We start from the raw sequence: 16,849 nt of genomic DNA, 5'->3' as shown, positions 1-16,849 counted from the left end.
AGAGTGCGGGTGGGATTTCCGGGGAGATCAGTTCGGAGCGGATTCGTAGATCAGGCTGCGAATACGACGGACGGCTTCGAGGGGGGGCAGGATGAAGGTCACCCCCAGGCGGACGGGACGGGAATGGGCATCGCTGCCCGCAGCGTGGCGAATCGCCATGGCCCAGAGCTCGAGGGGGGGCTGGTCATCGGGCAACTCGAGGCTCAGGCGGAACTCGACACCCAGCGGGATATCGCAGGGCAGCACCAGCAGGGATCCGGTTGCCGAGACGTTCTGGGTATGCCCCCGCAGGGGCGGCTTGTCGCCCACCCGCACTTCCACCGGGCACTTGACGGCCCCACGCTCGCCGGCGCGACGATCAGGGCGCATGCTGGATTCCACCTTGGCCATCTCTTTCAAACATAGTGGCGCGGAGCCTGCGCGCCACCGGTGATTGCGGCGTCATCGCCGCACGGCCCGGGCCCTCCCTGAGCAGGGGCGGGCGACCGGGCGACCAGGACGCCAGGGGGCGGCCATCGACGGCGATGAGCAAACCAGCGCGAAAGCCTTTCTTCTCGGCCAGGCTCATCAACCGCACGGCCTGCTGACGACGCGACCAGGCGTCCGCCGCGTCCCATGCCGGATCGGCGGTGGCCACCAGCAGGGCCCCCGCCGGATCGACCCGGGTCAGGACGGTGGCCGGGGCGAAATCCGCCGGAACCACGTCGGGAACCGGGGGCAGGGGGGAGGGCAGCAGGCTGCGGATCGTCCCCACGAGCAGCAGGGCCCCGCCCATCAAGCTCCAGCCGATCCAGCGCTTCCAGCGGTTTTTCTCCTCGTCGGACCCCTCCGCCTGTTCCTCGACCTGCGCCAGGTGGTCGAGAATCTGCTGGTCGCCGTCGGTCGGCTCGGGACGGGCACCGGAGGCGACGGGAGCCGTGACGGCGGAGTCGAGCATCGCCTCGTCGAGCCGCGACCGTACGTCTCGCAGGTGACGCCGCAGGGCGGCGAGGGAAGCGGTGGCTTCCGGGTCCCGGCGATGGGCCCGCAGCACTTCGTTGATTTGCCCCTCCAGGCGTTCGGAGACTCGGCCGAGGAGCCGGCGCAGGGGGGCGAGTTCGTCCCTGCGGGACTGGTCGAGAGCGACCAGGGCCCTGCATATCGCGCTACCTACCTCGAGGGTGAGCAGCGAGGGCTTTTCACCCTTCAGGGAGTCGGCGATGGCCGGCGCGGCGCTCCCCAGGGCGGGGAGGGAAAGGGCCGCGCCCCGTGGAACGTTTCCGGCGAGGGCGTCGACGACCTCCGCCATGGACTCGGCGAGATGGGCGTTGGTGACGAGGTCCACGCTTTCGGGCACCAGTTCGAGGGCGGCCCGCAGCACCTTGTCGTCGTCGCCGCCGGAGAGGAGCTGCCGGGTCCGCCCCGCCAGTTCTTCCAGGCGACGCCAGTGGGAGGCACGGGTCAGCAGGGCGGAAACCGTCGGTTCCGGCGCGCGTTCGAGGAGCCGTTCGCCCTGCGCCCGGACGAGCACCGCGTTGCCGACCGCGTTCCGCGCCGGAGGGGAGAGCAGGGGATAGGCCTCCACGATGGTGTCCAGGCGCCGGATGTCCGCGGGGGAGGCCGGCCACAAATGGCGCGTGACCTGGCGGGCGAAATCCATGCTGCCCGCCGGAAGGGATTCGAGGGTCCGGCACACGTTGGCCAGCGCGACCGCGTGGCCCGACTTCTGGACACCTGTGAGCGTGTCTGCGTTCCCTCGCGCGGCCAGTTCCTGCCGCGCGTCGTCCAGGGCCGCCGCCACGCGTTGCGGGGCCGCCGAAGGCCCCTTTGCGGCGGGAGAGCGGCTCCGCTTCTTCCCCCGGCCCGGAATCACGCCGATCGACTCCTTCCAGTATCGCCTGGAATCAGCCACGGGGAGGTTCTCCGGGACCGCCCGCCGCCCTGGTCCTGCGGGTCGGCGCCAGGGACGGGGCCCCGCGCAGCTTCTCGAGTTGCTCGCCGCGCAGCAGGTAGATCCCCTCGAGCCACCGGCCCGGGGCCAGGGGAAAGTCGTCCGTGCTGGCGGCGAGAATCTGCAGTTCGGGACTGTCGGCGTCGATCAGCAGCAGCCAGAAACCACTCGACCCGTCCGGCCCCGAGGTGTCGTAGGCGGTGACGCGACGATCCTTGAGCTGGGTGAGGATCGCTTCGGGGCCCGCGAGATAACCCCGATCGGCCAGGGGAGTCAGGGTGCGGAGATTGAAGCCATCGGGGCGAAGCGAGCCGGGTGCCGGAGGGTGCCCGTGATCCGCCTGGTAACGGCGGACGGCGGTGAAGATCTGTCCCGCCGCCGCTGCCAGGCGCTGCTGGCGGGCGGCGACCAGGGCGCGGCCGAAGGTGGGTACGGCCAGGCTGGTCAGGATGGCCACCAGGGCGAGGGCCACCAGGGTCTCGAGCAGGGTCAAGCCCGCGGTCGATCCCGGCCTCCCGTTCCCGGCACTTGTGGACAAGGGCAACTCCCTGCCGCCTGCCGACGGCTCTCGACTCTATGGATCCAATCTGGTGGCCCCGGCGGCCGGAGGCAAGGAGCCGCTTGCCTCGGGAAAGTCGGCGTCCGTCCGCCGGCGTTCGTGCTAACCTGCCGCGATGGGACCGGTCTTCATTCTCCTGCTCCTCGTCGCCGTTTGCGTGGGCCTGTTGACCGGGCGGATCGAGGCGGTCAGTCGAGCGTCCGTGGAAAGCGCCCAGTCCGCCGTGACCCTGGCGATCGGCCTGGTCGGCATGATGAGTTTCTGGCTGGGGATGGTGGAAGTCCTCTCCCGCGCCGGTTTGCTCGGTGGACTCGCGCGCAGCCTGCGTCCCCTGTTTCGCCGGCTTTTTCCCGAGATTCCCGACGGACATCCGGCCCTGGCGGCGATCACGATGAACATCGCCGCGAACATGATGGGACTGGTCAATGCGGCGACCCCCTTCGGCATTGCGGCGATGCGTCAACTCGACCGGCTCAACACGCGAAAGGGTACCGCCACCGACCCGATGTGCCTGTTTCTGGCCATCAACACCTCGGCGGTCGCGGTTTTTCCCACGGGTGTGATCGCGGCCCGGGCCGCCCTGGGTTCGAAGGATCCCGCGGGCATCGTGATCACGACCCTCCTCGCCACCGCGCTGTCCACCCTGGCGGCGGTCGTGGCCTGCCTGCTGCTCGCACGCCTGCCTTTCTTCAGTGCCAGCCGTCCGCCCCTCGTGCAGGGTGGGGGGGATGACCCGGCGGCCGGGGAGGCGGACGATGAGGGCATCGTGAGCGCTCCACCGGCGAAGTGGTCCTTCCCGCGCCTGGTGATCGCGGCGGCGGTGCTGCTGGTGGCCATCGCGTGCGGGGCCTGGGGTTTTGCCTCCCTGGCCCGTTCCGGGCTCGCTCCTCACGAGTTCCGTGTGGCCCTGTCGGCGACGGTGCTGCCCGGGATCATCCTGGTCGTGGTGCTCGCCGGGTGGTCGCGGAGGGTCGATGTCTATGCGGCCGTGGTGGAGGGGGGACGAGAGGGTTTCCAGGTGGCCTTGCGGATCATCCCCTACATGGTGGCGATCCTCGTTGGCGTGGGGATGTTTCGTGCGTCGGGCGCCCTCGACGCGCTGGTCGGCCTGATCGACCCCCTGACCCGGGCCCTTGCCCTGCCCGCCGAAGCCCTGCCGATGGCCCTGCTGCGCCCCCTGTCCGGGTCGGGAGCCTACGCGGTGATGGCCGAAATCATGAAGACCCATGGCGCGGACAGCGCCATCGGGTACCTGGTGTCGACCATGCAGGGCAGCACCGAAACGACTTTCTACGTGCTGGCGGTCTATGGCGGCGAGGTGGGACTGCGCAGGACCCGGCACGCGATACCGGCCTGCCTGGTCGGCGATCTCTTCGGCGTACTCGGTGCCGTGCTGGCCTGCCGCTGGTGGCTCGGCTGACCGCTTCGGCAGGTTCGTAAGGGCGGGCGCGCGGCTTCCGGGCGCCTATATTCCTCCGATGATGAGTCTCTCACGCGCGAGTCGTGTCCTGGCCCTGCTGTTCCTGCTGGCCGCCCCGGGTTACGGCCTGGAGGACGGGACCATGGAACTCGAGGCGCTCTCGAGGCGCCTGCGGCCGTCCGTCGTCGAGATCCTCGGCACCATCGAGAGCAGTGGCGATACCTCCTACGGCACCGGCTTCGTGCTGCGGGAGCCGAGCCTGGTGGTGACCAATGCCCACGTGATCCGGGGCGTCGCCCAGGTGATGGTTCGCACCTGGGAGGGAGCGCTGCTGGCCTCGGTCGAAGTGCTGCACGTGGATGAAAAAGTCGACCTGGCTGTGCTGCGGGTCACCGGTCTGAAGCTCGAGCCCCTGGACCTGGCCGCGTCCTCGCTGCCGCCGGTGGGAGAGAGAGTTCTGGCCATCGGCCATCCCCGGGGTTACGAGTTCACCGTCTCCGACGGGATCGTCTCGGCGGTGCGGCGGCTGGACGAGAAAGGCGTGGAACTGATCCAGACCACGGCGCCCATCTCACCGGGCTCTTCGGGGGGGCCCCTGGTGAACATGGAAGGCCGGGTCGTGGGGGTTTGCTCACTGACCTTGACGGAGGGCCAGAATATCAATTTCGCCGTTCCGGCCCGGGAGGTCGGCCCGGTGCTCGACCGGGCGTTGCGCATCGAGGCGGCGCTGGCCGACGAGGATCCCACGGCCCTGCCCCCCCGCCAGCTCGCCCGGATGGTGCGCGCGTACCGGCTGGAAGGGGATCTGACCCGCGCCACCGAACTGGTGCGGCGTGCCCTGCCGGTCTATCCGCGGGATCCGGGTCTTCTCGGCGAGGCGGCGGAGGTGGCCTGGGCCCGGGGAAATTACGACGAGGTGCGGGCCCTGATCGATCGTATCGAGACCATCGACCCTGACTATGCCCCCGCTCACCAGTTGCGCGCCGCCTACCTGGCCCAGAACGGCGAGTGCCCCGCGGCGATCGGCGAGGCCGAGCGGGCCCTGGCCGGCGACCTGGGTGAGACGGCGCGGGCCGAGGCTCATGCCGTACTGGCCGAATGCCTCGGCCGAAAGGGAGATGTGGCGGCCGCTCTCGACCATGTGGAGCTGGCCCTCGAGGACGGCGCCATCGCCGCTTTGCCCGACTACCACGCCCTGCGGGCGTTCTTGCTCCAGGCCTCCGGCCGGGAAGAGGCCGCCGACGCCGCCGCCCTGGCGGCCCTGGAAGCCGCCCGGTGGGACCCGCTGGTGGTCGCCGCGCTGCGGGAGCGGGGACTGCCGCGACTGCTCGAAATCGTCTCCTACCGGGCGCGGGAAGAAGACGGCCGGCGGATCGTCCGGGGAGTGGTGCGCAACCGCGGCCCGGTGCCGATCGAGCAGATCCTCGTCAGCGCGGAAGGTTTCGACGGCGGTGAAGTGCTGGTGGCCACCGGCACCTCCACCGTCAGCCCCGAGCGGCTGGTGCCGGGGCAATCCGGGGCTTTCGAGATCGCGCTGTCGGGCAACCCGGCCGAGATCGCCAGCCTGAGTGTGCGGGTGGTCGACTACCAGGAATAAGCGCATCGGCACCCTGGCGGGGAGGCAGGCGGGAGCGGATCACCGCGAGCCGCCTGGTCCCGCCGCGCACCCGGCCCGGTTGGAAGGGCCGGGTTTCCAGGTTCCGGGGCTCCCGACGGGGCCGAGTCTTTTGGGGCATACTACGACTTCGATCCGGCGGACGTGCCGGTCGCTGCGGGCTCGGCGCCGGGGTGGGGCGAACCCGTCGGGGCCGCGTGGCAGTTCGAGGTGGGAGCTTTGATGATCGAGTCGTCGTCACCACTGTCCGCGGAACATCCGGTGGTCCTCTGGATCCGCCGGGAAGTGTTGCCCCTGATCGTCGAGCGGTGGGCACCGGAGGAAGTGATCGTCTTCGATCCTCCCGGCAGGACCGCTGCCCTGGATCGGTCCGCGCCGGGGGTCCTGATCATCGCTCACGGCTTCGAGTCGGTGCCCGTGGCCGAGCGCGTCGCGCAGGTGCGCGCCGGGCTGGCGGGGGTCACGCCGGTGCGTCCCCTGTGCCTGACTCCGGGCGAGTTCTCCCGCGCCGCAGGCGTGCCCGGCCCGGTGCTCGCCGCCGCCCGCGGCGGCATCCGTCTGCTGGGAAAGCGCTGATGCGAGTCGTGCGCTCCGCCCGCGGAGCGATGCTGGTGGAACGGGACGCCGTACTCAGCGTGGTCCTCCGGCGCCCGGAGGCGGCGGGCTGCCTGTTCGACGTTCTGGCCGCCAGCCTCGCGGCCCTCGCCGGGGGACGGCGGTTGCTGATCCTCGGCTTCGCGGCGGGCGGCCTGGTCGCTCCCTTGCGCGCCATGGGCTGGTCCCACCCCCTGCGGGCCGTGGACCTGGACCTGAGAGGTGAAAGCCTGTTCCGTGAGCTTTGCGGCCAGTGGTGCGGCGAGGTCCGCGTCGAGCAGGGTGATGCCCTGGACTGGCTGCGTCGGCGCCCGCGGATCCGCTTCGACGGGATTCTCGAAGACCTGTCGGTGACCGAGGGGAAGACCACCACCAAGCCCGGTCTCAGCCTCGGAGCCCTGCCCGCGAAGATCCGCGCCCACCTGGCTCCCGGCGGTATCGCGGTGACCAATGTATTGCCCGTGGAGGGCATGAGCCGTGACGAAGTTCTCGGACGGCTGGCCGTGCCCGACCGTCGGGGCCTGGTCGTGGAATTCGAAGATTGGGAGAACCGCCTGCTGCTGCGGGGCGGCGGCCTGCCCACCGCACGGGAGGCTTCCCGGCGGATGCGTACGCTGCTGCGGGCGATCGGCTCGGCCCAGGCGGAGCGCTTGACGGTGCGCAGCCGCAGTTGGGGCTGAGCACTCAGTGGACGGCGTAGCGCTGGAGAACCTCGTCGAGTTGGTCCCCGACCGTCGTGACCAGCTGGGTCATGTCCTCCCGGGTGAGACCCAGCGCTTCGAGACTGCCCGGCTCGGGAGTCGGTTCGTGCCCAGAACAGGGCCCGGTGTCGATCACCATGTGCGCCAGGCCATTGGCCACGTGAACCACGTGGCACACACCACCACCGCCTGCCAGAGGATCGTGGTGGTATTCGATGCCCCGAACGATTTCCGCGGGCAAACCCCAGGACCGTGCCATCATGGCGCCGAGCTGGCCGTGATGAATGCCGAGCACCTCGACTTCCGCGAGGAAACCGCAGCGGCCCTCTTCGTCCCGCGCCCGGGCGAGCCGCTCGAGGAGGTTCGCGTCCAGGTGACGGCTGATCAGGAGCTTGCCGATGTCGTGGAGTACGGCGGCGGTGAAGGACTCGGCGGGAAGGTCGGCCTTGGCACGGGTGGCCAGCGCCTGGACACTGACGGCCGCCGCCACGGAGTGATCCCAGAGGTCGCCCTCCCCCAGGCCGTACTGGGGCACTCCCCGGTCGAGGTGGGACTGCACGGTGGCCGCCATGGCCAGGGAGAGCACGGCGCCGGCACCGAGCCGCACCACGGCATCCCGAACGGTGCGAATCTCGTTCTGGGCGGCGAAGGCTGCGGAGTTGGCCATGGCCAGCAGTCGGACGGTCAGGGTCTGATCGTAGGAGATGGCCTCCACCACCTCGGTCATGGTCCACCCCTCACCGGACATCATCTGCGCCAGGCGGGTGACCGACTGGGGCAGCGGATGCAGGGACTGGGCCTGGCGGATCAGTAGCTCGATGTCGATGGGACTCTTGCTCATCGGGGCGCGAGATCCTTTCGAACGAGAAATGAAGTTACCCGGGCAATATCGTTAGCCGGGCGCCCGATGACAAGGCTGGAAGGATGAGGGGCCTCAGGGCGCGGAGAAGAGCAGCCGCCCGGAGCGGAGGCCGCTGCCGGAGAGCAGGAGGACGATTTCCCCCTCTTCCGGCAGGGCGGGCCGGGAAAGCAGCCAGGCCAGCGGCAGCGCCGCGGTGGGCTCCACCTTCAGGCCCGCCAGCCACAGGACCCGGAGGGCCCTGTCCAGGGCCAACTCGTCGACGGCCACCAGGCTCCCGTCGTGACGGCGGGTCAGTTCCAGGATCTCGCTTCCCCGCGCCGGATCACGAATCGCCACGCCGTCGGCCAGGCTGCCCGCCGGCCAGTCGCCTCCGGCGGCCGTCCGGCTCCCTTCCGCGAAGGCGCGGGCGAGGGGCGCGCAGAGCGCGGACTGCACACCCACGACCGTGGGCATCGGCAGCCCCAGACCCCGGGCGCTCGCCTCGAGGCCCGCGTAGAGCCCGGCGAGCAGGCCGCCGTGCCCGGTGGCGGCGATGACCACCGAGGGCAGGCCGCCGAGCCCTTCGACGATGTTGAACGCCGCGGTGGCGGCTCCCAGGGCATGCAGGGCGTGGAAGGCGTGTGAAGCGTGGTAGAGGCCCCCGGAGCGGGAAAGTTCCCGTGCCCGCGCCGAGGCCCGTTCCCGGGGCCCGGTCACCTCTTCGAGGCGAGCGCCGGCCTCCCGGACCAGTTCCTTCTTCACGGCCGGCGCGGCGGCGGGGACGCAGGCGGTCAGCTCGATGCCCGCCGCCCGGCAGAAAGCGGCCAGCGAGAGAGCCGCGTTGCCCGAGGAGTCCTCCACCGTCCGCCGGATGCCGCGGGCCCGGAGAGCGGAGACCAGCAAACTCGAACCGCGGTCTTTCCACGAGCCCGTCGGCTCGAGATCCTCGCGCAGCACGCTCACCGGCCGCTCCAGGCCGGGCACCTCGAGTCGCTCCAGCGGCACCAGCCCCTCGCCCAGGCTGAGCGGCGGGATATCGGGAGGCCACTCCAGGGCGCCGGCCCAGCGCCAGAGAGAGCGGCGGGTGGGGTCGGAGGGGGTGCGGGGATCGGTGGCTGGAAGGCGAGGCAGGGCGGCGGCACGGGTGGGGCCGGGAGGGGGGGGGAGTTGAAAAACCGCCTTCACCGGGGCATCTCGATCGCTCCCACCAGCTCGCGGACGTCGCTGACCCCATGCTCCACGCACCACTGGGCCAACTCGCCCACCAGCCGGGCCGCGATTCCCGGTTCGTTGAAACTGGCGGTGCCGACCTGTACCGCGGTGGCGCCGACCAGGAGAAATTCGACGATATCGCGGGCGCAGACGATGCCGCCCATGCCGATCACCGGGATGTCGAGGGAGCGGGCCACATGGAAGACCGCCGCGACGGCCAGCGGCCGGATGGCGGGTCCGGAAAGCCCGCCGGTGACGTTGGCCAGGGCCGGCCGGCGGGTTTCCACGTCGACTACCATGCCCTGGTAGGTGTTGACCAGCGACAGGGCGTCGGCACCGGCATCCGCCGCGGCCCTGGCGATGCCGACGATGTCCGACACGTTGGGAGTCAGCTTGACCCACAGGGGAAGCTGGCTGGCCCGGCGGACCGCCCGGGTGACCTCGGCCACGGTGCTGGGACTCTTGCCGATCAGGTAGCCGCCGTGGGCCACGTTGGGGCAGGAGAGGTTGAGTTCCAGGGCCGCCACGCCCGGTTCGCCGTCCAGGGTCTCGGCCACCTTGACGTAGTCCTCGACACGCTGACCGAAAACGTTGACCACCACGGTCGCGTCGCGCTCCCGCAGCAGGGGGAGTTTTTCTTCGATGAAGCGCTCGACTCCCACGTTTTGCAGGCCGATGGCGTTGAGCATGCCGGCGGGCGTTTCCACCAGTCGCGGTGGCGGATTGCCGGACCGGGGTCGGGGTGAGATCCCCTTGACGACGATCCCCCCGAGCCGGCGCAGATCGACGAAGGGTTCGAATTCCAGGCCGTAGCCGAAGGTGCCCGATGCGGTCATCACCGGGTTGCGCAGGCGCAGACCCGCACCCACACCTACCTCGAGGTTCACGGGAACGCTCACAGCAGAATCTCCCGGGCGTCGAAGACGGGGCCTTCGGTGCAGACCCTGACGAAGCTGTCGAAGGCGTCTGCCGGATGCCGGCGGGGGACCACGCAGCCCAGGCAGACACCGAATCCGCAGGCCATGGTTTCCTCGAGGGCCAGTTGGCAGGGAATCTTCCGCGCCAGACAGATTTCGGCCACCGCCTTGAGCATCGGGTGAGGGCCGCAGGCGAAAACGCAGGTGCCGTCCTGTTCCACGACTCCTTCGAGGGCGCTTTCGAGGGGAGTGGTGACCCTGCCCCGAAGGCCCACGCTGCCGTCCTCGGTCGCCAGGGTGACTTTCCGGCAGCGGGGCTCGAACCATTCGGCCAGGGGGAGATCGCCGGCGCTCCGACCGCCGTAGATCAGTTCCGCCCGTCCGGCCGCCTCGCCGAGTTGCTGAACCAGCAGGGGAAAAGGAGCGATGCCGATACCGCCGGCCACCATCACCGGCCGACAGGGAGCGTCGGCGCCGGGCCGCCAGAAGCCGCGTCCGAGGGGGCCGAGCACGTTCAGCTCCGCGCCTTCCCCCAGGCGACTGAAAGCCAGAGTGCAACGGCCGACCACCTTGTAGACGATGTCGAAGGCCGGCGGTTCCGCCGTGTCGGCCAGGCGGGCCACGGAGAAGGGGCGACGAATCAGCATCTCGCCGGGATCCCCCAGGCCCAGCATGACGAACTGCCCCGCCTTGGCCGCCGCGGCGATCCGGGCGCCGGCGATCCGGAGCAGGAAGTAGTCCTGGCCGAGATCCTGCTGCTGTTGCACCCGCGCTGTGATGTTTTCGGGCATGTCGGGCGTGGCTCTCCTTGGCCGCGGGATGTCTCGCGGGCGAACGGTGTCGGGGCGCGGGGATTCTACACCGCGGGGAAGGGCAACTCGATGGGAAGAAAATCTCCGTGGCATGATGGAAGGGTCCGGGTCGCGCCTCGACCCGCCCGGGTGCCCGATGCGATGAGTGATCCCCCCGCTTCCGCCTCCTCCGCCGACCCCGCTCCCCGGGTCATCCGGCCCGTGGTGTGGCTGCTTGCGGACGCCGCGGTCGCCGCGTGGTTCGCCGGGGCCATCGAGGTCCTGCTGCTTTTCATCCTCAGCCCGGACCGGCCGCTGACCGGCGGGGGCTTTCTCGCCGCGGCCTTCGCCCTGTTGCCCCAGATCCTCGTGGTCTTCGTACTGACGGGCCCGGCCCTGGTACTGGTCGGCCTTTTCCTCTCTTTCGGCCGGTCCACCCGGGCCGGTCTCTCCACCCGTTACATTCTGCGCATCGCCCTGCTCGATGCGGTCCTGCTGCTGCTGGCCGCCTGGCGGCAGTGGCTGGCCCTGGGGGAGGTGCTGCCCGGTCGGGCGCAGGTGGCCCTGGGGCTGACCCTCGCCCTGCTGGGAGCCGCCGCCGTCCTGCTGGCGCTTTTGGTTCTGGTCGATCTGCGGGTTCCGGGCGGTGTGACGGCTCCATGGGTGGTCGCAGTGGCCCTGGGGCTGTGTATCGGCCTGGCGGTGGCGGCGCAGATTCGCCGGGTGCGGCACCCGGGGCGCCCGCCGGTGGAAGCGCGGGAGACCCTGCATCCCCGAAACCGCGTGCTGCTGGTCGAGATCCCGGCTCTCGGTCCGGAGGATCTCTCCCGCTACCTGCAGGCAGGATTGGCGCCCAGTCTGGAGCGCCTGGCCGCCGACCATCCCTTGCGACCGGTCGAACCGGGCCCGCTGCCCGATCCCATCGCTCTGCACGCCACCCTGATCACCGGTCAGCCACCCCGGCGCCACGGGATCTTCGGAGCCGTTCGCTACCAGCCGGCGAACGATTCACGTTCCTTCGCGGTCTTCCCCCGGGGACTTTTCCTGCGGCCCCTGGTGCACACCCGCCTGTGGCGCCGCCTGCCGGTGAGCGTGGCGGCGTTGCGAGCCCACGGATGGCCGGAGATCCTGGCCGCCGCCGGGCTCGAAGGGCTGCTCGTGGGCGATCCCCTGGGCTGGCCGGGACAGGTGCCGGCCCAGGCCCTGGGTCCCGGAACCCGGGTCGGTTGGGGGCGCGATGGCGTAGTCTGCCCGGACCCCGGGGAGATGGTTGGGCTCCTGTTCGACGAGGGGGCGGAACCCCGGCAGCGCCTCGAGCAGCAGGCGGACCGGGCCCGGCAGGCCCTGGCCGCGGATCTTTGCGCCCTCGAAATCGGAAAGCGGGTCCTGGCCGACACCGGATGGGCGATGGTGCACCTGAGGCTGGCGGGCTACGAGAGCCTGGCCTTTCAACTGGGAGGCTACCGGGCCGAATCCCCCGCGTTCGGTGTGGGAAGCGACGAGATCTCCGTCTACGGCAAGGCGCTGGCGCGCTATTTCCGCCTGCTCGAGCCCGGCTTCCGGCGACTTCTCGCCGAGGTTCGAAGCTCCGACCGGCCTTTCGTGGTGGCGCTGGTCTCACCGGTGGGGCTCGTGCCGCGCTACGATCTGGGCCGCGTCGCGGGCATCCTGGCGGGCTTCGAGGGGCCCACCGCGACCCACGCGGGAGGGCCGCCGGGAGTTTTGCTGCTGGCCGGGACCGGGGACCCGGTTCGGGGGGGCGGGGACCCGGCGAGCGTGGCCAGCGTGCTGCCGGCCCTGCTCGAGGCGATCGGCCTGCCGGCCGACGGGGCTCCGGCCGCCCTGGCAGGGGGAAAGGGGACCCGCGGACGAGGGCAGCGAGACGCCGGGCTCGATGCTAGGATCGAAGAAATGGGGATAGTCCCCTTCCCCTGGTCACGGCACCGGGGGAGGGCTCCAGGAGATCGACGAGATGAGACAGCTTTCTCGCCCTGACGGGCTCGCCGCGCTGCGGTGGCTCTTGCCGGCCGGCCTGCTGTTGCTGCTGGCCCTGCCGGTGGAGGCGGCCGGCGCGGTGGCGGTCGACCCCGAATTGGCCCCCGGCCAGAAACTGGTCGCCAAGCGCCAGTGGGACAAGGCGGAGTCGTGGTTCTACGACTTCGTCAAGGCGCACCCCGACCATGCGGGGGCACTGCGACAGCTCGGGCTGGTGGAATTGAGGCGTCCGGGTGGAGACGTGGTGCGGGCCCGGCAATACCTCGAACGCGCCACCACCGTCGAGCCCGACGATCCCATCGGTCTGTTTCTCCTGGCCAAGGCTTACGAGGTCAGTGGCGCTGCGAGTCGTGAGAAGGCCAAGCAGACCTACCAGAGATTGATCGACATGGGTCCGGGCAAGGATGACCCTCCCCGTGCCGCCGCTGTACACCTGGCGCGTTTCAATCGCGCGCTGGTGGCCGAAGAAGAGGGCGACCTGGAAACCGCCAAGGCCCTGCTGACCCAGGTGATCGGGCGGGAGCCCCAGCACGCCTACGCGACTTACGAAATGGGGTTGATCGCGATCGCGGAGGAGGACCCGGCGGCGGCGCGGGAGTGGCTCGAAAAGGCGATCCGCAATGTCGGGCTCTGGGCTCCTACCGAGGGCTGGCCCTATCCCCAGGGGCGTTACGGCTACGTGCGCGAAAACGCGGCCTTCGAACTGGGCCGTCTGCTCATCGAAGCCGGCGAGATGGATCGCGCCCGCGAGATTCTCGAACCCATCTCGAAAATGGTGGAGATTCGCGCCAAGGCCAAGAAGGGCCATACCAAGCCTCCGCCCAAGGCGCCCCTCGAGGGGGTCCCCGATCTTCGTTTCGAAAACACTCCGTTCTACTACGCGGAAACCCTGCTGGCGGCGGGGCGCAAGAAAGAGGCCGTCACCCTGCTCAAGAATTTTTCGCGTATGCGAATCGGTGACAAAGACCTGAGGGCCAAGGCCCGCAGCCGGGCCAAGGCGTTGCGCTGAAAGCCCACGGAGGAGCGGTACGATGAACGCGGTGGTCGAGACCCGGCTTCCGGGCATGGATCTTCTCTCCCGCGGCAAGGTGCGGGATATCTACGCATTCGGTGATCAACTGCTGTTGATCGCCACCGATCGCATTTCCGCCTTCGACGTCATCCTGCCCCAGCCCATTCCCGACAAGGGGAAGGTGCTGCACCAGGTGTCGTCCTTCTGGTTCGAATGGTCGAAAGACCTGGTGGGCAATCACCTGGTGGCCGAGCGAATCGCCGATTTTCCGGCCGAGCTGCAGGGCTGGGCCGACCAGTTGGCCGGGCGCTCGGCGCTGGTTCGGCGAGCCGAGATGTTTCCGGTGGAATGCGTGGCGCGGGGTTACCTTTCGGGCTCCGGCTGGAAGGACTACTGCGCGACGAACAAGGTCTGCGGCATCTCCCTGCCCGAAGGGCTGGTGGAGTCCGAACAGCTTCCCGAGCCGATCTTCACACCGGCCACCAAGGCGGAAACCGGACACGACGAGAACATCTCCTTCGACACGATGGCCGCGTTGGTGGGCGGAGAGAGGGCCGAGCAGCTTCGATTCTTGACCCTCGAGCTCTACCGCAAGGCGGCGGCCTTCGCCCTCGAGCGGGGCATCATCATCGCCGACACCAAGTTCGAGTTCGGCATGATCGATGGAAAGGTCGTGATCTGCGACGAGATGCTCACCCCGGATTCCTCCCGCTTCTGGCCCCGGGACGCCTACACCCCCGGCCGGGCGCAGCCTTCCTTCGACAAGCAGTTCGTACGCGACTACCTCGAAACTCTCGATTGGGACAAGACGCCTCCGGGTCCCGATCTTCCCGACGAAGTCGTCAGCGGCACGCGCAAGCGGTACCTGGAGATTCTCGAGATTCTCACCGGGTCCGGACTCTGGCCGGAGTAGATCCGGGCGATCCCGTCCACCCCCCCAAACCTTCCACGCCGGGGGCCGAGGTTGCCATCTCGGCCCTTGGCTCGCACAAGGCTCTTTCGACGGGCGGCTAGGGATCGAGTGGGTGGAGCAGGGTCTCGACGAGCGATTCGAGCGCCGCTTCCGCGCCGACGGTCGCCGGGGGGCGGTCGGCCAGCTTCTCGACGCGGGCCGCCGAGCGGCTCAGCCGCGATGGATCGAGGGCGCCGCGGGCGATGGCCCGGAAGAGGCAATCCCGGGCCCGCCGCGGCGCGTCGAGATCGTGGCAGAAGAGAGCCACATCGGCCCCGGCCGCCAGGACGGCCAGGGCGCGGTCGCCGTCGTCGCCGCAGCCGGCAAGCGCGCCCATACCCAGGTCATCGCTGAAGACCACGCCCTGGTAACCGAGGCGCTCGCGCAGCCAGCCGGTGACGATCGAGGCGGAAAGGCTGCCGGGAAGGCGGGGTTCCTCGAGGCAGGGGTAGGCGGCGTGGGCCGTCATCACCGCCGGCGCCAGGGCGGTCAGTTCCCGGTAGGGGTGGACGTGCCGCTCCCAAAGTTCCCCCGCGTCATGGGGCGAGACGGCCAGGGCCCGGTGGGTGTCGGTGCGCGTGCCCCCCAGGCCGGGAAAATGCTTGAGACACGAGGCCCGGCCCGCCCTGGCGAGTCCCTCGATCACAGCCCGGGCCCGCACCACCACCCGGTCGGGGTCGGAGTCGAAGGCCCGGTCGCCGATGCCGTTGGCGGCCAGGCCCTCGTCCAGGTCGACCACCGGGGCGAAGTCCAGGTCGATCCCCACGCTGGCCAGCAGGACGCCGACCGCCTCCCAGGTCCGCTCGAGGCGGTTGAGGGACCAGCGGGCCTGCTCGCGGGCCGCGGGCAAGGCGGCGAGGCGGGGGTCGATGGCGGTCAGGCGGTGGACCCGTCCGCCCTCGAGGTCGATGGCCACCACCAGCGGCCTCCCGGCGCATTCTTCGAGGGCGCAGACCAGGTCGCGCAACTGGGCCAGGGAGCGGAGATTGCGGCCGAAGAGAGTGACGCCACCGGGCCGGAGGTCGCCGAGGGCGGCGATTTCGGCCGTGGTGAGATCGGGGCCGCCGACGCCGGCGAAAAGAGTTCGTGAAAGCTGCGATTCCAGGTTCATGGGGGGATTCTGACGCCGAACGGGACGCGATGGTAGGGAGGGGGGCCGGGTGCCGTCGGTGATCCCCTGGGCACGATTTCGTAATTCGCCGCGGGGCGACTCTTTCGGAATCGCTCACGATGGTTTCCGGGTATCCGGCGCCGGGCGGCACGCAGTTTGAAACGGCTCTTTCCGATTCGTTTGCCACTTCGGCGTTGCGGAGGCTATATTGCGCCTCCTCCACGCTCCGTAGGCGAGCGGGGACCCTCGGAAAGGTGCGTCGTGTTCCTTCGCCGAAACTTTACCGTGATGATCGTTCCCGATGCCCGCGGCGGCTTGCGGCGCTACCACCTCAGTGGCCGGCAGTTGCTCGTGGGCGCCGCGGTGCTGGCCGTGGTGGCGATGCTGGCGGCGGCGACGCCCTTGCTGATGCTGCGCGGCGCCCGGCTTTCACGGACCCTGGCCAGCGTGCAGGCCGAACGGGACGACCTGGCGGCCCGGACGGACGAGATCGATGCCTCGATGCGTGAGCTGCGCCAGAGGCTCGATGCTTTCGAGCGGCGCACCTCGCGGCTGGCGACCCTCGCGGGACTCGACCTGCCGGCCACGGCGGGGCAGGGCCAGGGACAGGCCATCGCCGGCGAGGCTCTCGATTTGTTGAGCCGGGCGGAGATGGCCCGGGGCGAGACGGGCGAGCTCCTCGACCGCAGCCGCCTGCTCTCGCGACGTCTCGATACCGTCGAGGAGGTGCTCGGGGAACAGACCGACATGCTCTCCCGCACGCCTTCGATCCTCCCCGTGCACGGATTGATCGGGTCGGGCTTTTCCTGGCGGCGGGATCCCTTCACCGGCCGCCGGCAGTTCCACCACGGACTCGACATCGCAGCCCCCGAAGGCACGCCGGTCTACGCTCCCGCCGACGGCATCGTGGTCAAGACCGAGCGCAACGGAGGCTACGGTCGGGTGCTCTACATCAGCCACGGCAACGGCCTGGTGACCCGCTACGGACACCTCCACGGCTACAAGGTGCGCCCGGGACAAAAGGTCCGCCGGGGAGACGTCATCGCCCTGGTGGGCAACACCGGCCGCTCCACCGCGCCGCACCTGCACTACGAGGTTCTCGTGGGCGGCAAGCGGGTCGATCCGATGAAGTATGTGCTCGAGGACGTGATCTACTGACCTTCCCCGGCGGCTGGGCGCGGCGTGAGATCCGGGCTATG

General features: G+C 70.0%; 16 protein-coding genes. 8 read left to right on the top strand and 8 right to left on the bottom strand.

All coding sequences use genetic code 11. The annotated features are described in order from the left end of the window. Positions 1-27 precede the first annotated feature (27 nt). From Q9Q40_06205 to Q9Q40_06195, 3 genes are read right to left on the bottom strand one after another with little or no spacing between them, the layout of a single operon-like run. Entirely contained in the window at positions 28-369 is a 342-nt protein-coding gene (locus Q9Q40_06205; GenBank protein MDQ7006806.1) for a PilZ domain-containing protein, read from the bottom strand. Then, entirely contained in the window at positions 359-1,891 is a 1,533-nt protein-coding gene (locus Q9Q40_06200; protein MDQ7006805.1) for a hypothetical protein, read from the bottom strand. The genes Q9Q40_06205 and Q9Q40_06200 overlap by 11 nt, the downstream gene beginning before the upstream one ends. Then, complete coding sequence (locus Q9Q40_06195; protein MDQ7006804.1) at positions 1,884-2,468, bottom strand: type II secretion system protein; 585 nt, start codon at positions 2,466-2,468, stop codon at positions 1,884-1,886. Before Q9Q40_06195 ends, Q9Q40_06200 begins: the two co-directional genes overlap by 8 nt. A gap of 136 nt (positions 2,469-2,604) precedes the next feature. Between Q9Q40_06195 and Q9Q40_06190 the strand changes: the two genes are divergently transcribed. The 4 genes from Q9Q40_06190 to Q9Q40_06175 all read left to right on the top strand — a co-directional run bounded on the left by Q9Q40_06190 (position 2,605) and on the right by Q9Q40_06175 (position 6,798). Continuing rightward, positions 2,605-3,909, top strand: a complete 1,305-nt coding sequence (locus Q9Q40_06190; GenBank protein MDQ7006803.1) for a nucleoside recognition domain-containing protein — start codon at positions 2,605-2,607, stop codon at positions 3,907-3,909. A 58-nt stretch (positions 3,910-3,967) separates the two neighbouring features. Then, positions 3,968-5,506 (top strand): trypsin-like peptidase domain-containing protein, encoded by a 1,539-nt coding sequence (locus Q9Q40_06185; protein ID MDQ7006802.1) that lies wholly within the window; start codon positions 3,968-3,970, stop codon positions 5,504-5,506. 240 nt (positions 5,507-5,746) lie between these two features. Next, complete coding sequence (locus Q9Q40_06180) at positions 5,747-6,100, top strand: hypothetical protein (protein MDQ7006801.1); 354 nt, start codon at positions 5,747-5,749, stop codon at positions 6,098-6,100. Further along, on the top strand, positions 6,100-6,798 hold the full coding sequence (locus Q9Q40_06175) for a hypothetical protein (GenBank protein MDQ7006800.1): 699 nt from the start codon (positions 6,100-6,102) through the stop codon (positions 6,796-6,798). Before Q9Q40_06180 ends, Q9Q40_06175 begins: the two co-directional genes overlap by 1 nt. Before the next feature lie 4 nt (positions 6,799-6,802). Here the strand turns inward: Q9Q40_06175 and Q9Q40_06170 are convergent, their stop codons facing one another. The 4 genes from Q9Q40_06170 to Q9Q40_06155 form a co-directional block, all read right to left on the bottom strand. After that, positions 6,803-7,660: an HDOD domain-containing protein gene (locus Q9Q40_06170; GenBank protein MDQ7006799.1), complete on the bottom strand. Its 858-nt coding sequence runs from the start codon at positions 7,658-7,660 to the stop codon at positions 6,803-6,805. A 93-nt stretch (positions 7,661-7,753) separates the two neighbouring features. Next, positions 7,754-8,845 carry a pyridoxal-phosphate dependent enzyme gene (locus Q9Q40_06165; protein ID MDQ7006798.1) on the bottom strand — a complete coding sequence of 364 codons (1,092 nt, stop codon included), beginning with the start codon at positions 8,843-8,845 and terminating at the stop codon, positions 7,754-7,756. Next, positions 8,842-9,771: a dihydroorotate dehydrogenase gene (locus Q9Q40_06160; protein MDQ7006797.1), complete on the bottom strand. Its 930-nt coding sequence runs from the start codon at positions 9,769-9,771 to the stop codon at positions 8,842-8,844. Before Q9Q40_06160 ends, Q9Q40_06165 begins: the two co-directional genes overlap by 4 nt. After that, complete coding sequence (locus tag Q9Q40_06155) at positions 9,768-10,580, bottom strand: dihydroorotate dehydrogenase electron transfer subunit (protein MDQ7006796.1); 813 nt, start codon at positions 10,578-10,580, stop codon at positions 9,768-9,770. The genes Q9Q40_06160 and Q9Q40_06155 overlap by 4 nt, the downstream gene beginning before the upstream one ends. Before the next feature lie 162 nt (positions 10,581-10,742). On the opposite strand from Q9Q40_06155, the gene Q9Q40_06150 reads away from it, so the two are divergent. The 3 genes from Q9Q40_06150 to Q9Q40_06140 are packed head-to-tail and all read left to right on the top strand — an operon-like array spanning position 10,743 to position 14,500. Then, complete coding sequence (locus Q9Q40_06150) at positions 10,743-12,575, top strand: alkaline phosphatase family protein (GenBank protein MDQ7006795.1); 1,833 nt, start codon at positions 10,743-10,745, stop codon at positions 12,573-12,575. Then, positions 12,553-13,584, top strand: coding sequence for a tetratricopeptide repeat protein (locus Q9Q40_06145; GenBank protein MDQ7006794.1), 1,032 nt, complete (start codon positions 12,553-12,555; stop codon positions 13,582-13,584). The genes Q9Q40_06150 and Q9Q40_06145 overlap by 23 nt, the downstream gene beginning before the upstream one ends. A gap of 22 nt (positions 13,585-13,606) precedes the next feature. Beyond that, positions 13,607-14,500, top strand: coding sequence for a phosphoribosylaminoimidazolesuccinocarboxamide synthase (locus Q9Q40_06140; GenBank protein MDQ7006793.1), 894 nt, complete (start codon positions 13,607-13,609; stop codon positions 14,498-14,500). Positions 14,501-14,597: 97 nt separating this feature from the next. On the opposite strand, the gene nagZ is transcribed toward Q9Q40_06140, so the two are convergent. Continuing rightward, positions 14,598-15,650 (bottom strand): beta-N-acetylhexosaminidase, encoded by a 1,053-nt coding sequence (nagZ, locus tag Q9Q40_06135; protein ID MDQ7006792.1) that lies wholly within the window; start codon positions 15,648-15,650, stop codon positions 14,598-14,600. Between the two features lie 261 nt (positions 15,651-15,911). Here nagZ and Q9Q40_06130 point away from each other — a divergent pair, with 261 nt between their 5' ends. After that, a complete protein-coding gene (locus tag Q9Q40_06130; protein ID MDQ7006791.1) occupies positions 15,912-16,808 on the top strand; it encodes a peptidoglycan DD-metalloendopeptidase family protein in 897 nt (298 codons plus the stop codon). Positions 16,809-16,849 lie beyond the last annotated feature (41 nt).

This window comes from Acidobacteriota bacterium (genome assembly GCA_030949985.1).
Lineage (GTDB): Bacteria > Acidobacteriota > Polarisedimenticolia > J045 > J045 > JALTMS01.
This window is presented reverse-complemented; position numbering and strand designations above follow the sequence as displayed.